The following is a 24,499-nucleotide window of genomic DNA, read 5'->3' on the forward strand; positions in this document are numbered from 1 at the left end:
CTTAGCTGTCGCCCTGCGCCTCGGATCGGCTTTTGCCTGCCACGTTCAGGGCCAAGGTTGCCGCCATGAAACCGTCCAGGTCCCCGTCCAGAACCCCTTTGGTATCCGAGGTTTCGTGATTGGTTCGCAGGTCCTTGACCATCTGATAGGGCTGCAAGACGTAAGACCGGATTTGGTTGCCCCAGCCCGCATCGCCCTTAGCCTCGTGCGCCGCGTTGATATCCGCGTTGCGGCGATCCAGTTCCTGCTGGTACAGGCGCGATTTCAGGGCTTTCATGGCAATATCACGGTTCTGGTGCTGCGACTTTTCCGAGCTGGTCACAACAATCCCGGTCGGGATGTGCGTGATCCGAACAGCCGAGTCGGTGGTGTTCACGTGCTGGCCGCCAGCCCCCGAAGAGCGGTAGGTGTCGATGCGAATATCGGCCGGGTTCACCTCGATCTCGATATTGTCGTCGACCACCGGATAGACCCAGACCGAGCTGAAAGACGTGTGGCGTTTTGCTGCCGAGTCATAGGGCGAGATCCGCACCAGCCGGTGTACGCCGCTTTCCGATTTCAGCCAGCCATAGGCGTTGTGACCGGAAATCTTGTAGGCTGCGGATTTGATCCCCGCTTCTTCGCCCGGTGTCTCGGATTGCAGCTCGACAGTGTAACCCTTTTTCTCGGCCCAGCGCACATACATGCGCGCCAGCATCGACGCCCAGTCGCAGCTTTCGGTTCCCCCCGCGCCCGAGTTGATTTCGAGGAACGTATCATTGCTGTCGGCCTCACCGTCCAGCAGCGCCTCAAGCTCTTTTTTGGCGGCTCTGGCTTTCAGCGTCTTGATCGCCGCTTCGGCATCCTGAACGACTTCTTGGTCTTCCTCCATCTCGCCCAACTCGATCAGTTCGATATTGTCGTTGAGGTCGGTCTTGATGGATTCATACGTCTCGATTGCATCGACCAGCATCTGCCGCTCGCGCATCAGTTTCTGCGCGTTTTCAGGGTTATCCCAAAGGTTGGGGTCTTCGACGCGCGCGTTGAATTCCTCAAGGCGATGCGGTGCGGTTTCATAGTCCATACGCTGCGCCAGCAGCTCCAGCGACTTTTTGATATCCGCCACGATGTTCTGGGTTTCGGCGCGCATGGTCTTGTCCCAACTTGCTCAATCAGGCCTGCGTGATAGCAAGAGGTGCGAGACACCACAAGACAGGCTGGATGCTGAATGCAAAACACAGTCGAAGAGTTTCTGGGCAGATGGGATTTGCACTTTCCTGAACTGGTTGCGGACACCGGCCATGCAAGAGTGTGGAAAGTACAATCCAATTGCGGCCCAGCTGCCTTGAAGCTTTATCGCAGGCAAGATCGCGGGAACGAAAAACCGGGCACAAACTTGTTGGTCGGGTGGCGCGACAGGGGCGCTGTTCGGATTTTGGAAGAGGCACGGAGCGCCGTACTGATGGAGTGGTTGGATGGACCATCTCTGGGAGATATCGCCCGCGCGGGCAGGCCCGAAGAAGCCGTCAAGACACTTGCGGAAACAGCAGCGTGTTTGCACGCAGGGGACCCGGTCAGCGCCACTGGAATGAAACCCTTGCAACAGGTGTTCGCCCCCTTGGCTGAATGCACCTTTGCGGCCGAGTGCCCTGCCCAACTGCGTAACGCGGTGAAGTCAGCGATTGCACTAAGTGAAGACTTGTTAGACAGCCAACCTTCACCCGTACCTCTTCACGGGGACTTTCATCCAGACAATGTCATTATGACACTATCAGGACCCCGGATCATCGATGCAAAAGGTTATCTAGGCGATCCCGCTTTTGAACTGGCCAACGCGTTGCGACACCCTAAGGGAATGCCGGATCTTGTGCGCCAACCCCTGCAAATCGAAACCTGTCTGTCGGAGTATTCCAAAGCAATGAGTGTTCCACGAATACGGCTGGCTCAATGGGCTGCCGCGAAATGCGCATTGTCCATCTACTGGCGATCTGACGGCCCGATCTGCGGTGACGCAGAAGCTGATCTACTAAACCTGTTTCTGAAAGCGGCCGGTCAGTAAAGCCCGCCGGTGCTCAGGTCCCCTTGGGAAGCTTTCGGACCAACGGTCACGGTCTGGCCCGTCGACGTCTGAACCTGTACACCAGCGCGCTGGACTTCTTCAAACAATGGCAGGTCCGATCCGATGGCAAAACCACCATCATAGACACGGTCGATAAAACCATCGACGCCGTCGCGGAAGAATTCGGCCACGACATAGTCACCGGTGGCATCATCGGGCAGACGGGCCCCGCTGAAGCGGTCGATCTTGATGAAATGACCGCCTTCCGGCACTTCAAACGGACCGCCGCCGTATTTTTCGACCGCTTTTTCCATGAAGCTCTGGAACACAGGGCCACACAGCGTGCCACCATAGGCCCCACGTCCCATCGGACGCGGTCGGTCATAACCGATATAGCAACCGGCCACGATGTTCGACGTAAAGCCGATGAACCACGCATCCTTGGAGTCGTTGGTGGTTCCGGTTTTGCCCGCTGTTGGCACGGGCAGATTCACAACGCTGGATGCCGTCCCGCGATCGACCACACCCTTCATCATCGATGTCAGCTGATAGGCGGTGATCGCATCCATGACCTGCGCGCGATCCGTGACAAGGGTGGGCGATTCATCTGGTTCCAGCCAGGTCGAGTTACAGTCCAGACACTGACGGTCATCGTGGCGATAGATGGTTTTTCCGAACCGGTCCTGAATGCGGTCGACCAGAGTGGGTTCCACACGCTGGCCGCCATTGGCGAACATCGCATAGGCCGCGACCATCTTGTAAAGCGTGGTTTCCTCGGCCCCCAGCGAGTTGGCCAAAAATGCGCCCATCCTGTCATAGACACCGAACCGTTCCGCATAGCCCGCAACGACAGGCATTGTAACTTCCTGCGCCAGACGGATGGTCATCAGGTTCCGCGACTGTTCGATCCCTGTACGCAAAGGTGTGGGGCCGTAGAACTTGTTGGAAGAGTTCTTGGGGCGCCACAGCCCCTGCGGCGTGTTCACTTCGATCGGCGCATCGACGACGATGGTCGCGGGGCTGTATCCGCTGTCAAGCGCAGCAGCATAAACAAACGGCTTGAAGGACGATCCCGGCTGGCGCTGTGCCTGTGTGGCCCGGTTGAACACGGTATCCTGATACGAGAACCCGCCCTGCATCGCCAGAACGCGACCCGAGTTCACATCCATCGCGACAAAGGCACCCTGCACCTCTGGCACCTGGCGGGCTGACCATTGCCCATCTTCACCCGCAACAACAAAAATGACATCGCCGCGCTTGAAGTTGGCCGCAAAATCACCCTGCATCCATTTGATGTCCGCGCGCGGGATTATCCCATCGGCAGGACCTTCTTCGACACCAACGGTCAGTTGCTGGTCGGTCATGCCCAAAACCACAGCGGGATACCACCGGGTTGGCAGAATGACGTCGCGCGGAACTTCCACGGCCGCCAGCGCCTCGCGCCATTGCGCCTCATCCGCCAGTTTTTCTTCCGGGATCACGTCACCTGTTCCGCGCCATTTGCCTCGGGAGCGGTCGTATTTCTCAAGCGCCTCGCGCAGGGCACGTGCGGCCTCAACCTGCATTTCCTCATCCACCGATGCACGCACGGTAAAGCCGCCGGTAAAGAACTCGCCCTCACCAAAATCTTCGCTCAGCTGGCGACGGATTTCGTCGGTGAAATAGTCGCGGGGCGGCAGGGCTGTACGGAAGCTTTCAAAATCTCCGTTCTGGACCGAACGCAATGGCAATTCGACCTCGGCCTCATAAGTCGCCTGATCGATGTAACCGTTCTGCTGCATCTCGCGTAACACGTAATTGCGGCGGGCCAGAAGGCGCTCTTTTTGCCAAACGGGGTGGTAATCTGACGGCGCTTTGGGCATGGCAGCCAGCATGGCGGCCTCATGCGGGGCCAGTTCCTGGAGGGTCTTGTTGAAATAGGTCTGTGCGGCGGCAGTCACACCATAAGAGTTCTGGCCCAGAAAGATCTCGTTCATATAAAGTTCGAGTATCTGTTCTTTGTCCAATGTATCCTCAAGCCGGGTCGCAAGAATGATTTCCTTGATCTTGCGCTCAGCCCGGCGGTCACCGGACAGCAGAAAGTTCTTCATGACCTGCTGCGTGATGGTCGACGCACCGCGTACGGTTTCGCCCTTGGTCCGCACCGCCTCGACCCCGGCGGCAATGATGCCGCGCGGGTCATAGCCCTGATGGTTGTAGAAATTCTTGTCTTCCGCCGAAATAAACGCCTGCTTCACCAGATCCGGGATTTCCTCGGACGGGGTGAACAGGCGGCGTTCCTGCGCGAATTCATCAATCAGCTTGCCTTCACCCGAATAGATCCGGCTGATTGTGGGTGGTTTGTACTGTGCCAGCGACTCGTGGCTGGGCAGATCGCGCCCATACATCCAGAACACCGCACCGATCACCAGCGCGGCCATGAAAATACCCAATGTCACGAGGCTGAAAATCGCCCCGAAAATCGAAAGAATGAACCGGATCACGTTACTGCCTTTTTCTCGCGGTGCCGCCTATATAGTGATGCGCCGCCCAAGGGTCAAAACACCGAGCGTATTCTAGCCGTTTTGCGCCGCAAGGTCACTGGCCAATAAGGGATTTGCGGATCACATCCTGCTGGCGCCAATCTTCAAGCCCCCGATGAATTCCCAGCGCCATTCTCGCCCGCCAATCAGGATCATTGAGGTTCTTCAGGTCTCTGGGGCTGGACAGAAATCCAAGCTCGACCAGAACCGACGGGATGTCCGCCGCCTTGAGTACTGAAAAAGACGCAGTACGCAGGGGTTTGCCGTTCATCGGCCCCCCTTGTTGTGCCAGACCGTTTGCAATGGCCTTGGCCAGCGCGCTTGTGCGTGGCATCGTTTCCTGACGGGCCATGTCCAGCAGAACATCCGTGATCTGATCATCTGCCCCGTTCAGATCGACACCGGAAATCAAATCCCCGCGGTCGTGCCGTTCCGCCAGCTTCGCACTGGCCACATCCGAGGCATCGTTGGACAGGGTATAAACCACCGCACCATGCGCCCGCCCTTCGGACAGGGAATCAGCGTGCAGCGAAATGAACAGGTCCGCACCGGCCCGGTGCGCCAGCGCAATTCGGCGCTCCAACGAGACGAACTGATCGTCGACCCGTGTCAAAACCACCTCGTACCCGCCTGATCTTAGAAGGATTTCGCGCAGCTCACGCGCGAAAGTCAGCATCAGGGTTTTTTCATCAATCGCGTCAGTCTCGGCCCCCGGATCAATGCCTCCGTGGCCCGGATCCAGCATGACACGCAAGGGTCGGTCGGCACTGCGCACCGCGGCTTGCGGCACATCCGCCGGTTCCGGCAAGTCCCAGCCCGGGTTTCGCGGCGCACCTGCCGAGGCGTTGAAAGCATCGAAATCCGTCCCCTTGAGGTCGAGCGACAGCAATGCGGCCCCCGAATCCTCTGCCACCGACAATTCTGCCTTCGTCACTGCCATCGGCGCACCCAGTTCCAGCACCAGACGTGACCAACCCGGAACATATGCGCCAAACTGCACACCGCTGATGCGATCGGATTGCAGGAAATCTTCGCGGGTCAGCCCGGCCCAATCCACTTCGTTGAAGTCCAGAACCATACGGTAGGGATCCTGCAAGGTGAAAATCCTGTAGGGAACGCCCTGACTGAGGGCGATGTCCACCCGAACACCGGTACGCCCGACATCCGTAATACGGCTCTGGTCAGGCTGGACACGCGCCAACGCGCTGAAATCCTGCGCAATGGCACCACCAGCCAACGCCCAGAACAGCGCAATGCTAAAGAAGATCCTGCTCATGGCCTCAAGTTTTCCCGAGATCGTTTGTCGGTCACCCTATACCACAAGGGGCGGTTTGTGAACGGCTCAGGCCCGTTCCGTGACAGCACCGCGCCGGATCATAAACAGGCGCAAACGCTCAAGCCCTTCCTGAATGTCATCCGTCGCGCGCGCATAGGAAAAACGCAATGTGGTATGGCCGCGCTGCGGGTCAAAATCCAGCCCGGGTGTCACAGCCACACCGGCCTGTTCCAGAATCTCGGCCGCAAATGCGCGGCTGTCATCGGTCAGATCAGACACATCGGCATAGACATAAAACGCCCCGTCGGGCGGCGCGATGTTCGAAAACCCGGCCTTGGGCAGCCCGTCCAGCATCAGCGCGCGATTGCGGCGGTACACGTCCAGATTGGCTTGCAATTCGTTGTCGCAATCCATCGCAGCCAGCGCCGCGACCTGACTGGCGTGGGGGGCGCAGATGAACATGTTCTGAGCGATCCGTTCGACCACGCGCACCTGATCCTCGGGCACCACCATCCAGCCTACGCGCCATCCGGTCATCGAAAAGTACTTCGAGAACGAGTTGATCACATAGCATTCATCTGTCAGTTCCAGCGCCGTCACGGCCTTGGCTTCGTATTCCAGCCCGTGGTAAATCTCGTCACTGATGAACGACGCGCCCTGCCCGTGCGCCGCCTCGATCAGGGCACCCATGGCGGCGCGATCCAACATCGTACCGGTCGGGTTTGCGGGTGAAGCCACCATCAGCCCTTTCAGGTCCATCCCCTGAATATCCGCTGCGACAGGCTGCAACCTGTTTTCCGGCGCGGTCGGCAGGTCGACCGGGACCAGACCCAGCGCCTTCAGGATCTGGCGATAGGACGGATAGCCGGGCGCCCCGATACCGACACGGTCGCCACTGTCGAACAAAGCGGTAAAGGTCAGCAGGAATCCGCCGGACGAGCCAGGTGTGATCACCACCCGCTCGGGGTTCAGGTCGACATTATACCAATCGCCGTAAAGCCGGGCGATCCGCTGCCTCAGGGCGGGCAGACCCAGGGCAACCGTATAGCCCAGCGGGCCTTGCTCCATCGCCGCGGCCAAAGCTTCGGTCGCACCCTTGGGCGCGCCGGTTCCGGGCTGGCCGACTTCCATGTGGATCACGTGGCGACCTGCCTCTTCGGCCTTGCGTGCCGCCTCCATCACATCCATCACGATGAAGGGATCGACCCCGGACCGGGTTGAGTTTCTCATGCCCATCTCCCATGTTGCAGTCATGGCTTTTGAGCGCGTATCCCGGTTGGCGTCAATCCCGGCCTTGATGGTTGCCGTTGTCGTCTGGCTGGCGGCAGCGGTGCAATCGCACGCGCAAAGCCTGATCCGCGACCCTGATATCGAACATGGCCTGCGTGAACTGGCCTTTCCGGTGTTGCGGGCTGCGGGGCTGAACACGAACCGGGTTCAGATTCTGGTCGTAAACGACAACACGTTCAATGCATTCGTCATCGACTACAACGCGATTTATGTGAACTACGGGCTGATTCTGACCGTCGAAAGCCCCGAGATGTTGCAGGCTGTCATCGCCCACGAGGCCGCCCATATCTCGAATGGTCATCTGGCACGACGGGCTGAGAACCTGAAAGCGGCGCAGCGCAACGCCAGCCTCGGCACGGCTTTGGCCCTACTGGCAGCTGCGGCGGGTGGGGGCGAGGCCGCCATCGGGATCGCTGCTGGCACCCAAGGCGCAGCAATTCGCGGTTTTCTGGGTCACACCCGCGCGGAAGAGGCATCCGCCGACCGCAGTGCCGCAAGTTACCTGCGATGGGCCGAAATCTCACCCAGCGGGATGGTGGAACTGCACCGGAAGTTCGCCGGTCAGGAACTGCTGAGTGTCGCCAATCAGGACCCCTATATGCGCTCACACCCAACAAGCCGTGATCGTCTGCGCGCCGCCGAGGCGTTCCTGGACGAGTTTGGCGACCGCGCCGTTCCAAACCCCAATTCGGATTACTGGTTTGCGCGGGTTAAAGGCAAGCTGTCGGCCTTTCTGCGGTCGCCCAGTTGGACCTTGCGGCGTGCCGGTGAAGAACCCTATCGCGACATCCGCCTGATGCGAGAGGCTTCGGCCTATCATCAGAACCGCGATCTGTCCCGCGCCCGTGCCGCGATAGACGCGGCACTTGCCGAACGTCCTGATGACCCGTTCTATTTCGATCTGAAAGGACAAATCCTGTTGGAAAACAGAAGGGTAAGCGAGGCTGTTAAAGCCTATGCAAGCGCTGTTGAAAAGGCCCCGAACAATGCGTTGATCCTTGCGGGCTATGGGCGCGCCCTGCTGGCGCAAGGGGAAACAAAACAGGCATTGAATGCATTGGAACAGGCGCGTGCGCGCGACTTTCGTAACGCACGCCTGATGCAGGACTTGGGTGTGGCTTACGCGCAGGTCGGAAATAACGGTATGGCTTCGACCGTGACGGCAGAGCGTTACGCGCTGCAAGGTCGGATGGAGGATGCCGGAATTCACGCGAAACGGGCTGTAGGACAGTTGCCCGAAGGCTCTCCGGGTTGGCAAAGGGCACAAGACGTGCTGATTGCCTCAGAACGACTCAAGAAAGATAAAAGGAAACGGAAATGATCCTCAGACATGCTGCACCTGCCCTTCTGGGGCTTTCCATGGCGGCGACCTCAGCACAGGCGCTGGACCTAAACGCGATGAATGATGCCGAAAAGGCAGAGTTTGGCGCTCAGGTACGCGAATACCTGCTGGAGAACCCCGAAGTCATTATCGAGGCAATCAATATCCTCGAACAGCGAAACGCAGTGGCCGAAGCGGCCGCCGACAAAGAACTGGTCGCCGCCAATGCGGCCGAACTGTTCGACGATGGCTATAGCTGGGTCGGCGGCAACCCGGATGGCGATATCACGCTGGTCGAATTCATGGACTACCGCTGCGGCTATTGCCGCCGTGCGGTGCCCGAAGTGGCAAACCTGCTGGCCAGCGACGGCAATATCCGGTTTGTGATCAAAGAGCTGCCAATTCTGGGCGACGCATCTGTTTTGTCCTCGCGCTTTGCCGTGGCCACCAAACACGTCGCTGGTGGTGACGCCTATAAACAGGTTCACGATGCCCTGATGGCCTTCAACGGCGAACCGTCCGAAGTTACCCTGCGCCGCATCTCTGACGGGCTGGGTCTGGACAGTGACGCGATCATCGCCGCGATGGACAGCGACAGCGTCACGGATGAGATCAGCCGCACCCGTGCCCTGGCGCAACGGATGCAGATTTCGGGCACGCCCTCATTCGTGTTGGGAACCGAGTTGCTGCGCGGCTATCTGCCCGCCGATCAGATGCAGCAGATTGCAGATGGCGTTCGCGCAGAACAGGGTTGATAGGTATTGGGGGCGGCACAGCTGCCCCCAGACAAAAAGGCGGACTGATCACTGACCTCAGCCGTCTGCCGGTTCCACGGCCCGTTGATAGAGATGCCACGTTGTATGGCCAAGGATCGGCAAGGTAAAGATCAAGCCCATAAACGCCGGAACCATCGACAACAACATTGTGACCGAGATGATCGCTGCCCAGCCAAGCATGACCACAGGGCTTTCCGAGACGACGCGTAAAGACGTCAACATGGCTGAAACGAAATTTGTTTCCCGGTCCAGAAGCATAGGCATGGCGACGACAGTTACCGAAAACAGGACAGCCGACAGGAACGCCCCGACACAGGTGCCGATTGCAAGGAATGTCCACCCCTGCGGAGTGAACAAGATGATGTTCAAGAATCCATCGAAATCCGAAAAGGATGAATTCTGCAGGATGATCGCAAGCCAAAGCCGGACCTGATAAACCCAAACCCAGAAAATGAACAGCGTGACAAAGGCCATCCAGCCCATTTCGCGCTTGCGTTGATCGGCCATGACAGTGAGGATTTCATACCAGCCAAAACTCTCGCCCTTCTGTAACCGCCGGGACATCTCATAAAGTCCTGCAGCGGCGAAAGGCGCGACCAGAGGAAATCCGACAATCGCAGGAATGATCATCCAGATCTTGCCAAGCCAGACCAAGCTCCAGACCATCAGGATTCCGAAAGCTGCATAGAAAAGCCCGAAGAAACCGCTCATGAAGGGGCGCGCCAGAAAATCGGAAAACCCAGCTTTCAGTGACGCCTTTATATCATCCGAAGTAACACGATTGACCTTGGGCATGGCCTGCTGGTGTGGCGTCAGGTTCTCGGGTGGCGTAGGGCCTGCGGTCTTGGATGTCATGACACACTCCTCCCAAAGCATGGGTCCGCGCTGGTCTGCTTACCGACGGAACCAGCGGCGAAACAGGCAAGTTCAGTCACGAAACAAGTTAGCAACAGCTCAGGCACTGGGGCAAGGGATGAGTAAGGTCGCTATGCCTGCGTTACCGACACAGCCGACCCCACACTACTCTGCCGCTTCCGCAGCCGCGTCCAGTTCAGCCGCTTTCTTTTCGACCTGTTCCACGATGTGGTCGATCATCTGATCGTTGGACATCTTGTGGCTGGCCTTGCCCGCCAGATAAACCATCCCGGATCCTGCCCCGCCACCGGTAAACCCGACATCGGTCATCAGCGCCTCGCCCGGTCCGTTGACCACGCAACCGATAATCGACAGGCTCATCGGTGTCTTGATGTGTTCCAGACGGCGTTCCAGCGCCTCGACGGTCTTGATGACGTCAAACCCCTGCCGTGCGCAGGACGGGCATGAGATGATGTTGACGCCCCGGTGGCGCAGACCAAGGGATTTGAGGATTTCAAAGCCAACCTTCACCTCTTCCACCGGATCGGCAGACAGGCTGACGCGGATCGTGTCGCCGATCCCCATCCACAGCAGGTTGCCCAACCCGATGGCAGATTTGATGGTGCCGGACACCAGTCCGCCCGCCTCGGTGATACCCAGATGGATGGGCGCATCAGTGGCTTCGGCTATGCCCTGATACGCGGCGGCGGACAGGAAAACGTCGCTGGCCTTCACACTGATTTTGAACTCATGAAAATCATTGTCCTGAAGGATGCGGATATGTTCCAACCCGCTTTCGACCATCGCTTCGGGGCACGGCTCGCCATATTTCTCAAGCAGGTGCTTTTCCAGACTGCCCGCATTCACGCCGATCCGGATCGAGCAATTGTGGTCGCGCGCGGCCTGAATGACTTCTTTCACCCGGCGTTCATCGCCGATGTTGCCGGGATTGATGCGCAGACAGGCAGCGCCTGCCTCGGCCGCTTCGATACCACGACGATAGTGAAAATGGATGTCCGCAACGATGGGCACCGGGCTTTCGCGCACGATCTCTTTCAATGCCTTAGCCGACGCCTCATCGGGGACTGAAACGCGCACGATATCCGCGCCAGCCTCCGCCGCGGCCTGAACCTGCGCCACTGTTGCCGCCACATCGGTGGTCAGGGTGTTGGTCATGGTCTGAACGGCGATCGGGGCATCGCCCCCGACAGGGACGTTGCCGACCATGATTTGACGGGATTTACGACGATAAATGTCGCGCCAAGGGCGCACGTGATTAAGGGACATAAGGACGGATCCGCGTCTGCCTGAGTTGCGACAGTAGATAGTCCGGCAAAGGGGTTACCGCAATGGCAAGATCACTCGGCGGGCGCTTCTGTCGCCGCGGTTTGCAGTTCAGCCACCAGCTGCTTGAGCGCGCTGTTCTGATCCGCTTCAAGATCGGCAACGGCATAAACTTCCGAAACTGCGTCTTTCGAAAGGATCACCCCTTTGGCAACCGTGCCGGGTGCCCCTGCCGGGCCATAGTGCTCGCCGTTCATCGAGAAATAAACCGATCCCGACGCCCCTGCCCGCAACAGCGGCGGTTCTTCTGTCAGCGGAACCTCAAAGACACTGCCTTGCTCGACCGTCCCAAGCGTCCCTTCGAAAATGACACTGCCATCTCCCGCCGTTACCCGCATCCAAGATGGATCGACAGCAACGATTTTCAGCGTGGTATCAACCTGTTCCACGACCTGAGGCAAAGCTGGTCGTTCAACCGTGTGCACTTCGGCAACTTCGAACTGCGGCAGGCTTGGCGGGCGGAAGGTTCCGACATCGCGCGGATCAAGGGTCGAAATCGGCGCATCCCGAGCGACCAGAACCGGAACATCCAAGGCCTGCGGACGATAGAGACGGTCCAGTGCTTCGGTATTCGCCGCAGCAACCACATCATCGACAACGCCGCCGCGCACGGCATCCAGCGGATCAAGGTCGGACAGCACCACAGGCGCTTGTTCAACCGGGCTGACCTGCACCTGCTGGATCTTGTTCAGAACGGCCCACCCGCCATAGCCGATGCCGCCAATTACCGCCAACAGCACCAGCGACGAGCCGATGGCGCGCGGTTCAATCTGACTGACCAGAGATTCCTTGCCCGGAATGTACGGCGTATTGGGCGAGATGAAGGGATCGCGCCCCATTGGCCCACGCGCCGGAAGCGCACCGGTCGGCTTTCGCACCACCGAAGCCTCGGCCGACATGCCATGCGCGACCGAAAAACCGCTTTCCGCGCAGAAAGTCGAGAATGTTTCATCCGGGTTCATACCCAGATAACGCGCATAAGAACGCACATACCCGGCGATAAAGCCGGGCGTGTCAAAGGCGTCGGGATCCGCGTTTTCGATGGCAGCAATGTAGTTGGCTTTGATCCTCAACTCGCGCTGAACATCCAACAGGGATTTGCCCATGGTTGCGCGTTCGCCGCGCATCTTGTCACCAAGGCGTACCTCGTAGTCATCAAACCCTTTGGGTCTGACATCTACGTCCTTATCAGATTCGCGCTGTGATCTGCGCCCAATCATTCCTGCTGCCCCATTCTGCCTGTCGCGTGTTTCGCGTTAGCGGCGAATCATCCCCAAAACGATTCGTCTGCCAATTTTGTTAGCGTAAGCTTAACACGCGGCAAATACGTTGCACACTTTGGCGTGAGGTTAACCGGCAAGTTCGGCGCGATTTAGCGCACAATGTGACCAAAGTTCGTCCATCGCCTGTACCAGACGGTTCATTTCGTCAGGTCCATGCACCGGAGAAGGGGTAAAGCGCAGACGCTCGGTTCCGCGCGGAACGGTCGGGAAATTGATCGGTTGCACATAAATGCCGTAATCATCCAACAGCATATCGCTGAGCTTCTTGGTATGGACCGGGTTTCCGACGATCACGGGCACGATATGGCTTCCGTGGTCGATCAGCGGCAGTCCCATCCCCTTCAACCGCAGCTTGAGGATTTTGGCCTGCGTCTGATGCTGCTCGCGCAGTTCAGGTGCAGTTTTCAGGTAGGCAACAGATGCTGCAGCCCCGGCCGCAACCGCAGGTGGCAGGGACGTGGTAAAGATAAAGCCCGGTGCGTATGACCGCACGGCGTCGCACATCTTGGCGCTGGCCGCGATATAGCCGCCCATCACGCCATAGGCTTTTGCCAGCGTGCCGTTGATGATGTCGATCCGGTGGGCAAGGTTATCGCGCTCGGTCACACCGCCCCCGCGGGGGCCATACATGCCCACGGCATGCACTTCATCGATATAGGTCAGCGCGCCGAATTCATCTGCCAGATCACAGATTTCTTCGATTGGACCAAAATCGCCATCCATTGAATAAACCGACTCGAATACGACCAGTTTGGGCGCGGCGGGGTCATCCGCCTCAAGCAGTTCGCGCAGATGCGCCACGTCATTGTGCCGGAAGATGCGCTTAGCCCCGCCATTCCGGCGTACGCCTTCGATCATCGAGGCATGGTTCAGCGCGTCAGAATAGATGATCAGGCCCGGGAACAGTTTGGGCAGCGTGCTGAGCGTTGCGTCATTGGCGATATAGGCGCTGGTAAAAAGCAGCGCGGCTTCCTTGCCGTGCAGATCGGCCAGTTCAGCCTCAAGCCTTTTGTGATAAACTGTGGTGCCCGAGATATTGCGTGTACCGCCCGAACCTGCACCGGCTGCATCAACAGCTTCGTGCATTGCATTCAGAACGAAGGGGTTTTGCCCCATGCCCAGATAATCGTTGCCGCACCATACGGTGATATTCTGCTGTGACCCGTCCGGACGCGTGCGCACCGCATGGGGGAAATGTCCATTGCGACGTTCGATATCGATAAAGGTCCGGTAACGACCTTCATCATGCAGCCTGGCAATCGCTGAATCGAGCTGAGCAGTATAGTCCAAAGGACCCTCCTTGAACGCCCGTATCCGGTTTCCCACTGGGCGATATTTTCGCCACATCCCACAGCTTACCCTGTTTCGGTGGCTTTGTGTTCCCTTATTCAGCTGGTTACAGCCGAAAAGGTGAACCCAACTTTGATTTGCATCAAATATAAGTTTGCACCCCGTCCGACAAGTAAAGTTACGGCCATCGGACGCGTGGAAACGACGCAGGGCTCGCCGCCCTACCCAAGCTTACACTGCCGGGCCGCAATCCGTGTCAACACCTCTGGACGGCGCCGACAACGCTGCTAGGGTTCGCAGGAACAAAAAAACAGGCAGGAGCCCCCCATGTCGCTAGACGCCGTGCTGAACCGGATTGACGAAGATTTGCAAACCTCGATCGACCGCCTGATGGAACTGCTGCGCATCCCGTCGATTTCGACCGACCCCGCATACAAGGCCGAGGTCAGCCGCGCCGCAGACTGGCTGGTTGCCGATCTGAACAGTATCGGAATTGCGGCTGAGAAACGGGAAACACCGGGCCACCCAATGGTTGTCGGTCACGTGGGTGAGGAGGCGACTGCGCCGCATTTCCTGTTTTACGGCCACTACGATGTGCAGCCGGTCGATCCGCTGAACCTGTGGAAACGGGATCCGTTCGATCCCGCCATTGAGGACACCGAAACCGGTCCGGTCATCCGCGGACGCGGAGCATCAGACGACAAGGGTCAGCTGATGACTTTTGTCGAAGCCTGCCGCGCCTGGAAGGCCGTGCACGGATCCTTGCCCTGCCGCATCACTTTCTTTTTCGAGGGCGAAGAAGAATCAGGCTCGCCCTCACTGGTTCCTTTCCTCAAGGAAAATGCCGCCGAACTCAAAGCGGATCTGGCGCTGGTCTGCGATACATCCATGGTGTCACGCGGCGTTCCGTCGATTGCGGCGCAGTTGAGGGGCATGCTGAAGGACGAATTTACCATCGTGGGACCACGCATCGACCTGCATTCCGGCCACTATGGCGGCCCGGGCCTGAACCCGCTGCGCGAACTGTCGAAAATCGTGACCTCTTTTTATGACGACGAAACCGGGCGGGTCGCGGTCGACGGGTTCTACGAAGGTGTGCATGAAGTACCCGAAGACCAGTTGCGCCAATGGCAGAATTGCGGCTTCGACGAAGCGGATTATCTGAATTCGGTCGGCTACACCCAACCGCATGGCGAAAAGGGGTACTCCACCTTGGAGCAACAATGGGCACGACCAACGCTCGAAGTGAACGGTCTGTGGGGCGGTTATAACGGTGCGGGCTCCAAAACCGTTATTCCGTCCAAGGCCCATTGCAAAATTACCTGCCGCCTTGTTGGTGACATGGACCCGGACGCGCTGCGCGCCAAAATCCGCAAACATGTCGAGGATCGGCTCTCCCCTGACGCCAAAGTGGTCTGGGACAACGACATGGAAGGCTCTCCCGCTTCGGTCATGAATATCACCCGCTCCGAATTCGAAGCCGCGCGCGGCGCGCTGTCGGATGAATGGGACCGCGAGGCAGTGTTCACCGGCATGGGGGGATCAATCCCTGTTGTCGGCTATTTCAACACCGTTCTGGGGCTCGACTCGATGCTGGTTGGATATGCAAACGAAGATGATGCCATCCATTCGCCGAACGAGAAATATGACGTGAAAAGCTTCCACAAGGGCATCCGGTCATGGGCGCGCATTCTGGATGCTTTGAACACATAGGTTTTTTGCGAGGCTCTGCCTCGCGCTCCGGGATATTTGCAGCCAGATGAATAAAGGATCCCTGCTTCATCTGGCCCAAAATATCCCGGGGGAGGCGCGCGGCACGCGCGGCGGGGGCAGAGCCCCCACCCGGTCGGGGCAAATACGCCGATCTTACATATGGATCACGCGGCCATAGGCATCCAGCACGCTTTCGTGCATCATCTCTGACAGTGTCGGGTGCGGGAAGACGGTGTTCATCAGGTCTTCTTCCGTTGTCTCCAACTGGCGACCAACCACGTATCCCTGAATCAGTTCGGTGACTTCGGCACCGATCATGTGGGCGCCCAGCAACTCGCCTGTTTTTGCATCGAATACGGTTTTGATCAGCCCGTCCGGTTCACCCAAAGCGATGGCCTTGCCATTGCCGATAAAGGGGAAGCGGCCGACTTTGATGTCGTAACCCAGTTCTTTAGCTTTTGCTTCGGTATATCCAACCGAGGCAACCTGAGGCTGGCAATAGGTGCACCCTGCGATGCTTTCGGGTTTGACCGGATGCGCATGTTGACCAGCGATGAGGTCCGCGACCATGACACCCTCGTGGCTTGCTTTGTGCGCAAGCCAGGGCGCGCCCGCGATGTCACCGATCGCATAAAGTCCCTCAACCCCGGTGCGGCAATACGCGTCCGTGACCACATGTGTCCGGTCGATCTTGACACCCAGAGCTTCCAGACCGAGGTTTTCGACATTGCCAACGATCCCGACGGCCGAGATCACTGTGTCGAACTCGTGTTTTTCAACCTTGCCTTTAACCTCGATATGCGCGGTCACTTTCCCCTTGCCACGATCCAACTGCTTGACCATGGCCTTTTCCATGATGGTCATGCCCTGTTTGGTGAACGCCTTCTTGGCCAATGCGCTGATCTCGGCATCTTCTACCGGCAACACCCGGTCCATCACCTCAACGACCGTGGTGTCTGCGCCCAGTGTATTGTAGAAACTGGCAAACTCGATGCCGATTGCACCAGACCCGATGACGAGCAGTTTTTTCGGCATCCGCGGCGGTTGCAGCGCGTGCTTGTAGGTCCAGACCAGATCGCCGTCAGCTTCAAGGCCCGGCAGTTCCCGTGCCCGTGCCCCGGTTGCGAGAATGATGTTCTTGGCGGTCAGTTCCTCGGTGCCTTTGTCGGTCTTGACGCTGACCCTGCCCTTTGCGGGGATCGTGGCCTGACCCATCACAACGGCAACCTTGTTCTTCTTCAGCAGATGGCCGATGCCACCTGACAGCTGTGCGGCCACGCCACGGGATCGTTTGACCACCGCATCCAGATCATATCCGATCTTTTCGGCTTTCAGACCGAAATCCTTGGCGCGCTCCATCAGATGGAACACTTCGGACGACCGCAACAGCGCCTTGGTGGGAATACAGCCCCAGTTCAGGCAGATCCCCCCCAAATGCTCGCGCTCGACAACCGCGGTTTTCAAGCCCAGCTGGGCTGCGCGGATTGCAGCGACATAGCCGCCGGGGCCAGCCCCGATTACGATCAGATCATAGGATTGTGCAGCCATGTGTTCCTCTCGGCGCAGGAGTTGAAAATTTAGTTTACCATTAAACTATTATTCGGAACGCATCAATATACCCGTCCCGCGACAAATAGGACGCAGGGTAAGCGATGCCTGAACTTGCGGATTTCAGCCTATACCCCGGGCCATGCAATGGCTAGAAAAGAAACGCCGACACCGGTCGGACCTATTCTTTTCTCAACCCATTCAAGGGGCTGACCATGGCCAAAACTCTGAAAGATCTGCTGCTTGCCCTGCTCAACGCCACATTGATACTTGTTGCGCTGTGCCTGTTTCTGGGCTGGAAACTGGCGTCGAAAGCCGAAAGCATCACTGCTGAAGTCTCGCATACGGTTCAGGCCGTGGCCCCCCTCCGGGATGAGGCGAAGGGCATTCGGGACGAGCTTGCGGCGCTGCGGACTGATTTGGCGGCGATTTCACATCAAGACACGTTGGCAGACAGCCAAGCCGCGCAAAACCTCCAGGCAACGCTGGGCCGCCTGAATGCAGCAGAACAGAAGCTGCAAACGGTTCAGGAGCGGATTTCGGAACTTGCTGACACGCCAGAAGTGCTGATTGCGCAGGCGATCCAAACCGGTGCCGATATCGCAGCGGAACGCGTTCTGGCATTAAGTGGATGCACGCCTAAGTCATAAAGCGCAGCCGCGGCCAAAGCGCGGTTGCGGTTTAGCGCTTAGCCCGTTGCCTGTAGTTCGCGCACGGTTGTCCCGTACCCGCCCATGTCGACATAAGCAGTTTCGTGCGGGGTCGAGCTGCGGGACAACGCTGCGTTCCGATACGGGAAACGACCAAACTTGCGGATCACCTCGCGATGCGCTCTGGCGTGCAGCAGGTTGCTTGCGTCGCTGCTCATGTTTTGGCAGATCAGACGCACACAGCGTTCCTGATCACACAGGTTTTCCGAGTGCATCATGGGCAGGTAAAAGAACTGTCTGGCCGGTTCGTCGATCTTCTTGTCCCAGCCTTTGTCGACTGCGCATTTTGCTGCCGCCAATGCCGCACGATCGGTCGAGAAGGCACGCGCCTCCCCCCGGAACATGTTACGTGGGAACTGATCTGTCAGGATGATATAAGCAAGCGCCCCGCTGGGATAAGTCAGCCAGAGCGAAAACCGGCCTGCTGCCGCTGCTTCCCAAGTTGGCTGAAACCGCGCCCGAATGTCTGCGTCCAGCGCCTCATTTTCAATATACCAGCCCTTAGGGCCAACTTCATCTAACCAAAAACTCAATACTTCTTCAGGCGTTACCATTGCCTTAAACTCCGTCAATTGCCCGCGCCCCAGACGTAACGTCATTTAAGTCCCTTTTACAGAACTGTTACAGTAACATATTGCAACACAAACGACATAATTCCGTGTCTCAAGCGGTTTCGCGCGAACCCTCTTCGAACTCGGCTTCTGCCGCCTCTATCGCAACTTCCTGTGCAACCTCGAATGCAACGGGCGATGCGGTTGGATAAAGCGTCGACATGGTGCTGGTTTCATCAACAGGAATGGCTGCACGCTGGGTCATCCGGTAGACCGAATAGGCGGCCAACGCGACAAGCAACACGGCGATGATCAGGAAAAAGCCCGGAGGGCCAAACACTGCATCCCCCATCAGCCAACCTGTGATAACAGGTCCGGTAATTGCACCAAGGCCGTTGATAAAGATCAGGCCGCCGGATGCTGCGGCCATATCTTCGTATTCCAGAAAATCGTTGGTGTGCGCAATCAGCAATGAATACAAAGGGTTGGTCATTCCGCCGATCACAAAAGCAGACGCCAGAAGGATTTCGAAGGAAAAGCCATAAAGCATACCACTGACGGCGCCAACAGCCCCGGTTGCCGCAACCAACAGGATCAGAAAACGCCTGTCCATCCTGTCGGAAAACCAGCCCAGCGGGTATTGCAGGACAATTGCCCCAACATAGAACGCCGCCACAAATGCCGAGATTTCAACCAAGGACAATCCGGCCTGAGCCCCATAAACCGCCGACATCCCGAACTGCGCCGAAAACACGCCCCCCAGCAGGAACATGCCGACACACCCCAGCGGAGAGCTTTTCATCAACTCCCGCAACGTCATCGGCTTGGTGGTATCGAACGCCGGAGTTGGTGAGATCGACAGCAAAATCGGTGCGAAAGAAACCGAAACAAGGATCGAGGCGATCACGAATGTTTCGTACCCGGCCGGGTCGCCCAACAGGAAAAGGCCCTGCGCGCCGATGATACCCAACATCTGAACGATCATGTAAAGCGACAGGGCCTGACCGCGGTTTTCATTATTGGCTGCGTTGTTGAGCCAGCTTTCCGCAGTGACGTAAACACCCGAGAAACAGAACCCGATCACCACGCGCCCCAGAACCCAGGCAATCGGGTCTGCCAGCATCGGATACATGATCATCACGGCCGAAATGAAAGACGCCAGTGCCGCAAAGACCCGCACATGGCCAACACGCCGGATCATCTCGGGCGCAAGCCGTGAACCGCCCAGAAAACCAACAAAATATGCTGACATTACAAAAGACATCTCAAGAGTTGAAAACCCCTCGAGTTGTCCGCGAACACCCAGGATCGTGCCCTGAAGGCCGTTTCCGACCATCAGCAACCCCATGCCGAGCAACAATGCCCATGCGCTGGACAGAACCTGAATCATTTGGGCCTCCGATAGGTGCCAAGCTGGTTTGAGTTTTGTTCTGCGATCAAAGACCGCTTCCATCGCGCTTGTCTACGACATTCCCTGTCGGTGATGCCGTATGCGCGCCTATCCGGGGATCAAAAGCGACGCATCGCCATAAGAAAAGAAACGGTATTTCTGCGCGATGGCATGGGCGTAAACCTCGCGCATCCGGTCCTGACCCATCAACGCCGAAACCAGCATCAGCAACGTGGATTTCGGCAGATGAAAATTTGTCATCAGCGCATCGGTAACGTGAAACCGGAAACCGGGATAGATGAAGATATCGGTGTCACCTTCCCACGGTTCGATCGTGCCCGAACGCGCAGCACTTTCGATCAGGCGCAGGGCAGTGGTGCCCACCGGGATGACACGCCCGCCAGCAGCTTTGGTGGCCTGTATCTCGGCGACAGCCTCGGCGCTGACCTGCCCCCATTCGGCATGCATCTTGTGGGTTGTCACATCCTCGACCTTGACCGGCAGGAAGGTTCCGGCGCCAACATGCAGGGTCACATGTGTGACGGCGACACCCCGTTCCGACAAAGCCTGCATCAGGGCATCGTCAAAATGCAACGAGGCGGTCGGGGCTGCCACCGCACCGGACCTGCGGGCCCAGATGGTCTGATAATCCGTCTTGTCCTGCTCATCCGCCGGACGTTTGGCGGCGATATAGGGCGGCAACGGCATCGCACCGGCCTGATCCAGCGCCTTGTCGAAATCTTCTCCGCTAAGATTGAAGCGCAAAATGGCCTGCCCGTCTTCCACCCGATCCAGCGTCGCGCTCAGATCGGCCGAAAACACGATCACTTCCCCCGGCTTCACTTTCTTCAGCGGCTTGATGAGCGCAGACCAGGTGCCATCGGCTTGCGGATCCAGCAGAGTGGCCTCGATCCCGGCGGAAACCGGGCCTTGCGCGCTGTCCCTGTGGCGCCGCCCGTTCAGGCGCGCCGGGATAACGCGCGTGTCGTTCAGCACCAGCCGGTCGCCCGGCCGCAGGAAATCGGGCAGATCGAACACGTCGCTGTCCACTGTAGCACCCCCCTGCGCCACAAGCAGGCGCGCAGAGGATCGCGGGCTGGCAGGCCGCGTGGCAATCAGGTCGTCGGGCAGGTCAAAATCAAAATCGCTGAGCTTCATGACCGCGCCTTACAACCCCGCAAAAGATTCTGCCATATCCCGTCAGCGGTCACTGGGAGGAGAGCCAAAAGTCGGTTTCGGCTCGTCAGGTTCCACCGGCGCAGCATTGGGGCCGTCCGAGACCGTTGGCGCAGGCTGACGCAAGAGATCACGCAGAAAAAGGGGCGCCAGACCGGACAGAGGGTTCACCGCGACTTTGGGCGAGGATATCGGCCCGGTGAGCGTGTAATTGAACCCAAAGACGCCTTCACCCTTGCGGGTAAATACGCTGCCAACGGCATTGAGAAGGTAAATCGGTGAAATCGCCCCCCGCAGGTTCAGCAGGCTGTTCACGGTGTCGATTGTGCCATCAAACGAAAGCCCCATTGACGGGCCAACAGCGCTGCCACTCAGCACTTTGATGTCGGTGGGTGATATCCTCATGCGGCTGTCAATCGCCGAAAAGAAGATCCCCTGCCCGGCCATCTCGTCCAGCAGACCAACAAGGCTGATCGCGTTCAGGATCGCGGCCATGGCCGGGGCATCGGTGATCCGGGTATTAACGATCTTCAGGATCACGTCGTAACTGCCGGGCGCAGCTACTGGTTCAAGCTTTAGGTCCAGATCACCGCCGCGCGCCTGTGTCAGAACCCCGGCTGATCGCAAAACGGCCCCCGCGTCTTTCGACGTCAGGTCAACGGCGCTTCGATTTCCTCGCGGGGTCACTTGACCGGAAACAGCCGCACCGCCGTTCACCCGCGCTGTGAAGGTGCCATTTACGCCACCGGTCGTCTGGAACGCACCCCGGAAACCTGTCAGCGCAACAGTTTCGGTGACCTGAAGACGGTCCAATGTCACGTCCAGTTTTGGTCCGGCACCTCCGCCTCCGCCCGATCCGCCGCTTTCCCCGAAGTTTGCACGCCCCATGTTCAGCACACCGCCTAAGACGCGGATATCCGGGACAGCAGCCCCCCGCCCGATCAGTTCCGCCGGAACCGCGAGCCAGTCCCCCAGATCGAACGAGCTGAACTGGACACGGTCATATTCACCGTTTTCGTGAAAGGAAATGGATGCGGTTGTGCGCAGTCCCGCTGCGTTGATCCGCAGGTCGTCCACCTTCAGCTGCGCGCCCAACGTCGCGTCGGCAGTCAGCGATCCTTTGGTGTTCGCCGCCTTGCGCCAGCCGAGTTCAGGGATGGCAAGTGCGACGCCCTGAAGGTCCGAAGCAACAGACAGTTTCGGAGGTGCCCCAGCGCCCAGGCCCAGTGTAATATCGGCAACCCCTTTGCCCGTCAGCATCCCCGGCGGCAGGCCGGCCCTGATCTCATCCATCAGACGCGGGGACAGTTCGATCTGGCCGGTCAAGGTGCTGCGCTGTTCGGTTTCGCCGTCAATAGGCTGCTGCCAAAGTGCTTCTAGCGGAACATCGCCGAACTGACCCAGCCCCTGAATCTGAACACCCGACTGATTGCCGGAAATATCCAGCATCGGGGCACTTACGGAAAATCCCGGCACCAGACGGTCACTGGACAGATTGGCCAGCGTTCCGTTGAAGTGAAATTCGGTATCCTGAAACTTTAGCTCTTTTATCAGCGGCAGGGACAGCGTTCCGGTCAACGCAACCGTGCCTTTGGCAACATCAACGGGTAACCCGGCCTTGCTCAGCAATTCCAGCGGTGGTCGGTCCAGCAGCGACAATGCAGAAGTCACGCTGCCCCTTGCCTGAATACGCGCGATGCCGGGCGCGGATTTCTTGATATCCGTGTCAGGTATGATGAAGGACGTCCCCGCGGCATCCACACTCCCCCCGTCATCGGCGACCACCACCCCCTGCTGCGCGGTGACCGTAAACCGGCTGTCGATCAGACTGGCCTGACCTTGTGCATCTTCGATTGGCGGCAGGGTCTTTGCAAAGCGAACCTTGGCTTGCTCGAACCCGAAATCAAGATACAGATCCGGTTTGGAACCGGGCTCCAGACGCAGGGCGAAATCCATGTCCGACAAAACCCCCTGATAGAGGTTTTCCGTCACCCATTCCCGTGGCTTCGGCGCCAGACGCTCGGGCCAGTAACTCAGAACATTGTCCGAGCTCATCTGATCCAGATGGGCATCCAGCGCCACAGCCCAGCCATCTGGACGCCCGTGCAAAACCCCGAAGGCGCGCACGGTATGACCCGGATCCTCGATAGTCATCTGGCCAAGGCGCAACTGGAACGGGTTGAACGCCATCTTGAAATCCACGCTGGCACGCGACAGCTGAATCGGCTCCGGGAAAAGATTTGCCGGGTTCACATTGATCCCGGACAAGCGCAGTTGCGTCTCCAGACTGTCCAGCACACCGTCTTCAGCCCCTTGCAGAAACGCCTTTCCATCGGCCTGAACTGTGCCCCAGGCCGACACCACCGAAACCTCATTGAAATCCAGCATCTGGGCTTTCGGGTCATAGGTGAAATACGTGCGGGCAGATTCGAAAGGAACCGGGCGCGTTTCCGGGTTGGGCTGCACCGCCCCGGCCCCCAGATTGAGGGTTGCGAACACGGTTCCTGTGGCCCCGTTCTCATCGACACTGCCCCGCAAAGCCCCTGAAATCGGTGCGCGCAGAACCTGCAACCAGGCAAGGGCCGGGCTTTGGCCTGCTATGTCTTCGGCCGGAAGATCGGTGACCGAGATGCCAAAGCTGGCGGCAGGCGTGCCCAGCACGCTGGTATAGTTGGCCTCGATACTGCTGACATAGTCACGCCCGGCCAGAACCGAAAACCCGGTTGCAAGCCGCACTTCGTTATCACTGCGGTTCGCCTGAATATGCCCACCGTCCAGAACCCACGACCGCCCCTGCCGCAGGTCGCGGTAATCCAGCGTAATCGCATCAAGTTCGACCGAGGTCAGCGCCGACAGTATCGGAGATTGAAAGACCTCGTCCGAGGTCTCGATCAGCTGTGCAAGGTCCGGCGCTTCCTGAACCGGCGCGCTGCCCGATCCCACGGTCAGGGTCAGCGCCCCGTCCTGATCGCGGGTCATGGCGATCTGCGCGCCACTCAGAATGATGCGCTTGGGCCGGACCTGACCGCGCAGCAAGGGGCGCATGGCCAGGCTGGCGCGCATATCGGATACCTGCGCAATCTGCTGGCCCGCCGCGTCACTGATGGCAACATCGGTCAGCCGCAGACGGGGTCGCCAGCCTTCGTGAATGATGAAACTGACGTCTCCAAACCGGATTTGCAGCCCGCCCAGCGCCCGTTCCAGCCGGGCTTCGACCCTATCGCGCAGCCAGACCGGCGCGTGCATTCTCTGTCCCACGACCATGAAACCGGTAAACATCGCCAGAAGCACCAGCACGATGGCCCCACGCATAGCCCACAGACCAGCGGTGCGGCGGCGCGACCGACGGCGCACGGGCTTGCCCGGTTTTGCTTCGTCGTCTTCGTGCTGCTTCAATTTGCTATCCACGCCTTCCA

At 58.6% G+C, this 24,499-nt stretch carries 18 protein-coding genes; 5 read left to right on the forward strand and 13 right to left on the reverse strand.

Going from position 1 to position 24,499, the window contains the following annotated elements; genetic code table 11:
• Position 1: 1 nt before the first annotated feature.
• Entirely contained in the window at positions 2 to 1,129 is a 1,128-nt protein-coding gene (gene prfB / locus ACR0ES_RS03275) for a peptide chain release factor 2 (protein ID WP_267364019.1), read from the reverse strand.
• A gap of 78 nt (positions 1,130 to 1,207) precedes the next feature.
• On the opposite strand from prfB, the gene ACR0ES_RS03280 reads away from it, so the two are divergent.
• Positions 1,208 to 2,038: an aminoglycoside phosphotransferase family protein gene (locus tag ACR0ES_RS03280; protein WP_480504794.1), complete on the forward strand. Its 831-nt coding sequence runs from the start codon at positions 1,208 to 1,210 to the stop codon at positions 2,036 to 2,038.
• Here the strand turns inward: ACR0ES_RS03280 and ACR0ES_RS03285 are convergent.
• The 3 genes from ACR0ES_RS03285 to ACR0ES_RS03295 all read right to left on the reverse strand — a co-directional run bounded on the left by ACR0ES_RS03285 (position 2,032) and on the right by ACR0ES_RS03295 (position 7,066).
• On the reverse strand, positions 2,032 to 4,521 hold the full coding sequence (locus ACR0ES_RS03285) for a penicillin-binding protein 1A (RefSeq protein WP_480869478.1): 2,490 nt from the start codon (positions 4,519 to 4,521) through the stop codon (positions 2,032 to 2,034). The genes ACR0ES_RS03280 and ACR0ES_RS03285 overlap by 7 nt on opposite strands.
• Before the next feature lie 94 nt (positions 4,522 to 4,615).
• Positions 4,616 to 5,836 (reverse strand): N-acetylmuramoyl-L-alanine amidase, encoded by a 1,221-nt coding sequence (locus ACR0ES_RS03290; RefSeq protein ID WP_480545441.1) that lies wholly within the window; start codon positions 5,834 to 5,836, stop codon positions 4,616 to 4,618.
• 66 nt (positions 5,837 to 5,902) lie between these two features.
• Positions 5,903 to 7,066 (reverse strand): pyridoxal phosphate-dependent aminotransferase, encoded by a 1,164-nt coding sequence (locus ACR0ES_RS03295; protein ID WP_480545439.1) that lies wholly within the window; start codon positions 7,064 to 7,066, stop codon positions 5,903 to 5,905.
• Between ACR0ES_RS03295 and ACR0ES_RS03300 the strand changes: the two genes are divergently transcribed.
• Together ACR0ES_RS03300 and ACR0ES_RS03305 are read left to right on the forward strand one after the other, a co-directional pair.
• Complete coding sequence (locus ACR0ES_RS03300; protein ID WP_480869480.1) at positions 7,065 to 8,447, forward strand: M48 family metalloprotease; 1,383 nt, start codon at positions 7,065 to 7,067, stop codon at positions 8,445 to 8,447. The genes ACR0ES_RS03295 and ACR0ES_RS03300 overlap by 2 nt on opposite strands.
• Complete coding sequence (locus ACR0ES_RS03305; protein ID WP_480558133.1) at positions 8,444 to 9,202, forward strand: DsbA family protein; 759 nt, start codon at positions 8,444 to 8,446, stop codon at positions 9,200 to 9,202. The genes ACR0ES_RS03300 and ACR0ES_RS03305 overlap by 4 nt, the downstream gene beginning before the upstream one ends.
• 57 nt (positions 9,203 to 9,259) lie before the next feature.
• On the opposite strand, the gene ACR0ES_RS03310 is transcribed toward ACR0ES_RS03305, so the two are convergent.
• The 4 genes from ACR0ES_RS03310 to hemA form a co-directional block, all read right to left on the reverse strand.
• A complete protein-coding gene (locus ACR0ES_RS03310) occupies positions 9,260 to 10,078 on the reverse strand; it encodes a DUF2189 domain-containing protein (RefSeq protein ID WP_480480460.1) in 819 nt (272 codons plus the stop codon).
• Positions 10,079 to 10,243: 165 nt separating this feature from the next.
• The gene (gene ispG / locus ACR0ES_RS03315; protein ID WP_209503626.1) at positions 10,244 to 11,365 is read right to left on the reverse strand and encodes a flavodoxin-dependent (E)-4-hydroxy-3-methylbut-2-enyl-diphosphate synthase; all 1,122 of its coding nucleotides are present in this window, start codon (positions 11,363 to 11,365) and stop codon (positions 10,244 to 10,246) included.
• Positions 11,366 to 11,436: 71 nt separating this feature from the next.
• The gene (locus ACR0ES_RS03320) at positions 11,437 to 12,642 is read right to left on the reverse strand and encodes a helix-turn-helix domain-containing protein (protein ID WP_480869483.1); all 1,206 of its coding nucleotides are present in this window, start codon (positions 12,640 to 12,642) and stop codon (positions 11,437 to 11,439) included.
• A 129-nt stretch (positions 12,643 to 12,771) separates the two neighbouring features.
• Complete coding sequence (hemA, locus tag ACR0ES_RS03325) at positions 12,772 to 13,995, reverse strand: 5-aminolevulinate synthase (RefSeq protein WP_480584809.1); 1,224 nt, start codon at positions 13,993 to 13,995, stop codon at positions 12,772 to 12,774.
• A gap of 327 nt (positions 13,996 to 14,322) precedes the next feature.
• Between hemA and ACR0ES_RS03330 the strand changes: the two genes are divergently transcribed.
• Positions 14,323 to 15,708 carry a M20/M25/M40 family metallo-hydrolase gene (locus tag ACR0ES_RS03330; protein ID WP_480869485.1) on the forward strand — a complete coding sequence of 462 codons (1,386 nt, stop codon included), beginning with the start codon at positions 14,323 to 14,325 and terminating at the stop codon, positions 15,706 to 15,708.
• A 153-nt stretch (positions 15,709 to 15,861) separates the two neighbouring features.
• Here ACR0ES_RS03330 and lpdA read toward each other — a convergent pair whose 3' ends face one another.
• Positions 15,862 to 17,256: a dihydrolipoyl dehydrogenase gene (gene lpdA, locus ACR0ES_RS03335; RefSeq protein ID WP_267364003.1), complete on the reverse strand. Its 1,395-nt coding sequence runs from the start codon at positions 17,254 to 17,256 to the stop codon at positions 15,862 to 15,864.
• Positions 17,257 to 17,471: 215 nt separating this feature from the next.
• On the opposite strand from lpdA, the gene ACR0ES_RS03340 reads away from it, so the two are divergent.
• Complete coding sequence (locus ACR0ES_RS03340) at positions 17,472 to 17,906, forward strand: hypothetical protein (protein ID WP_480558145.1); 435 nt, start codon at positions 17,472 to 17,474, stop codon at positions 17,904 to 17,906.
• Positions 17,907 to 17,944: 38 nt separating this feature from the next.
• Here ACR0ES_RS03340 and ACR0ES_RS03345 read toward each other — a convergent pair whose 3' ends face one another.
• The 4 genes from ACR0ES_RS03345 to ACR0ES_RS03360 all read right to left on the reverse strand — a co-directional run bounded on the left by ACR0ES_RS03345 (position 17,945) and on the right by ACR0ES_RS03360 (position 24,491).
• Complete coding sequence (locus ACR0ES_RS03345; protein WP_480869681.1) at positions 17,945 to 18,520, reverse strand: DUF924 family protein; 576 nt, start codon at positions 18,518 to 18,520, stop codon at positions 17,945 to 17,947.
• A gap of 109 nt (positions 18,521 to 18,629) precedes the next feature.
• Positions 18,630 to 19,907 carry an MFS transporter gene (locus ACR0ES_RS03350; RefSeq protein ID WP_480504774.1) on the reverse strand — a complete coding sequence of 426 codons (1,278 nt, stop codon included), beginning with the start codon at positions 19,905 to 19,907 and terminating at the stop codon, positions 18,630 to 18,632.
• Positions 19,908 to 20,015: 108 nt separating this feature from the next.
• A complete protein-coding gene (gene queA, locus ACR0ES_RS03355; RefSeq protein WP_480869487.1) occupies positions 20,016 to 21,065 on the reverse strand; it encodes a tRNA preQ1(34) S-adenosylmethionine ribosyltransferase-isomerase QueA in 1,050 nt (349 codons plus the stop codon).
• Positions 21,066 to 21,107: 42 nt separating this feature from the next.
• Positions 21,108 to 24,491: a YhdP family protein gene (locus ACR0ES_RS03360; protein ID WP_480869490.1), complete on the reverse strand. Its 3,384-nt coding sequence runs from the start codon at positions 24,489 to 24,491 to the stop codon at positions 21,108 to 21,110.
• Positions 24,492 to 24,499: the final 8 nt, after the last annotated feature.

This window comes from Ruegeria sp. N7 (assembly GCF_056531345.1).

What these genes read in the sequence shown, in the direction of transcription:
- queA (WP_480869487.1), bottom strand. Translation starts at nt 21,065, where the DNA reads ATGAAGCTCAGCGATTTTGATTTTGACCTGCCCGACGACCTGATTGCC.
- ACR0ES_RS03300 (WP_480869480.1), top strand. Translation starts at nt 7,065, where the DNA reads ATGCCCATCTCCCATGTTGCAGTCATGGCTTTTGAGCGCGTATCCCGG.
- ACR0ES_RS03345 (WP_480869681.1), bottom strand. Translation starts at nt 18,520, where the DNA reads ATGGTAACGCCTGAAGAAGTATTGAGTTTTTGGTTAGATGAAGTTGGC.
- ACR0ES_RS03320 (WP_480869483.1), bottom strand. Translation starts at nt 12,642, where the DNA reads ATGATTGGGCGCAGATCACAGCGCGAATCTGATAAGGACGTAGATGTC.
- ACR0ES_RS03310 (WP_480480460.1), bottom strand. Translation starts at nt 10,078, where the DNA reads ATGACATCCAAGACCGCAGGCCCTACGCCACCCGAGAACCTGACGCCA.
- ACR0ES_RS03295 (WP_480545439.1), bottom strand. Translation starts at nt 7,066, where the DNA reads ATGAGAAACTCAACCCGGTCCGGGGTCGATCCCTTCATCGTGATGGAT.
- ACR0ES_RS03330 (WP_480869485.1), top strand. Translation starts at nt 14,323, where the DNA reads ATGTCGCTAGACGCCGTGCTGAACCGGATTGACGAAGATTTGCAAACC.
- ACR0ES_RS03340 (WP_480558145.1), top strand. Translation starts at nt 17,472, where the DNA reads ATGGCCAAAACTCTGAAAGATCTGCTGCTTGCCCTGCTCAACGCCACA.
- ACR0ES_RS03305 (WP_480558133.1), top strand. Translation starts at nt 8,444, where the DNA reads ATGATCCTCAGACATGCTGCACCTGCCCTTCTGGGGCTTTCCATGGCG.
- ACR0ES_RS03290 (WP_480545441.1), bottom strand. Translation starts at nt 5,836, where the DNA reads ATGAGCAGGATCTTCTTTAGCATTGCGCTGTTCTGGGCGTTGGCTGGT.
- ispG (WP_209503626.1), bottom strand. Translation starts at nt 11,365, where the DNA reads ATGTCCCTTAATCACGTGCGCCCTTGGCGCGACATTTATCGTCGTAAA.
- ACR0ES_RS03280 (WP_480504794.1), top strand. Translation starts at nt 1,208, where the DNA reads ATGCAAAACACAGTCGAAGAGTTTCTGGGCAGATGGGATTTGCACTTT.
- ACR0ES_RS03350 (WP_480504774.1), bottom strand. Translation starts at nt 19,907, where the DNA reads ATGATTCAGGTTCTGTCCAGCGCATGGGCATTGTTGCTCGGCATGGGG.
- prfB (WP_267364019.1), bottom strand. Translation starts at nt 1,129, where the DNA reads ATGCGCGCCGAAACCCAGAACATCGTGGCGGATATCAAAAAGTCGCTG.
- lpdA (WP_267364003.1), bottom strand. Translation starts at nt 17,256, where the DNA reads ATGGCTGCACAATCCTATGATCTGATCGTAATCGGGGCTGGCCCCGGC.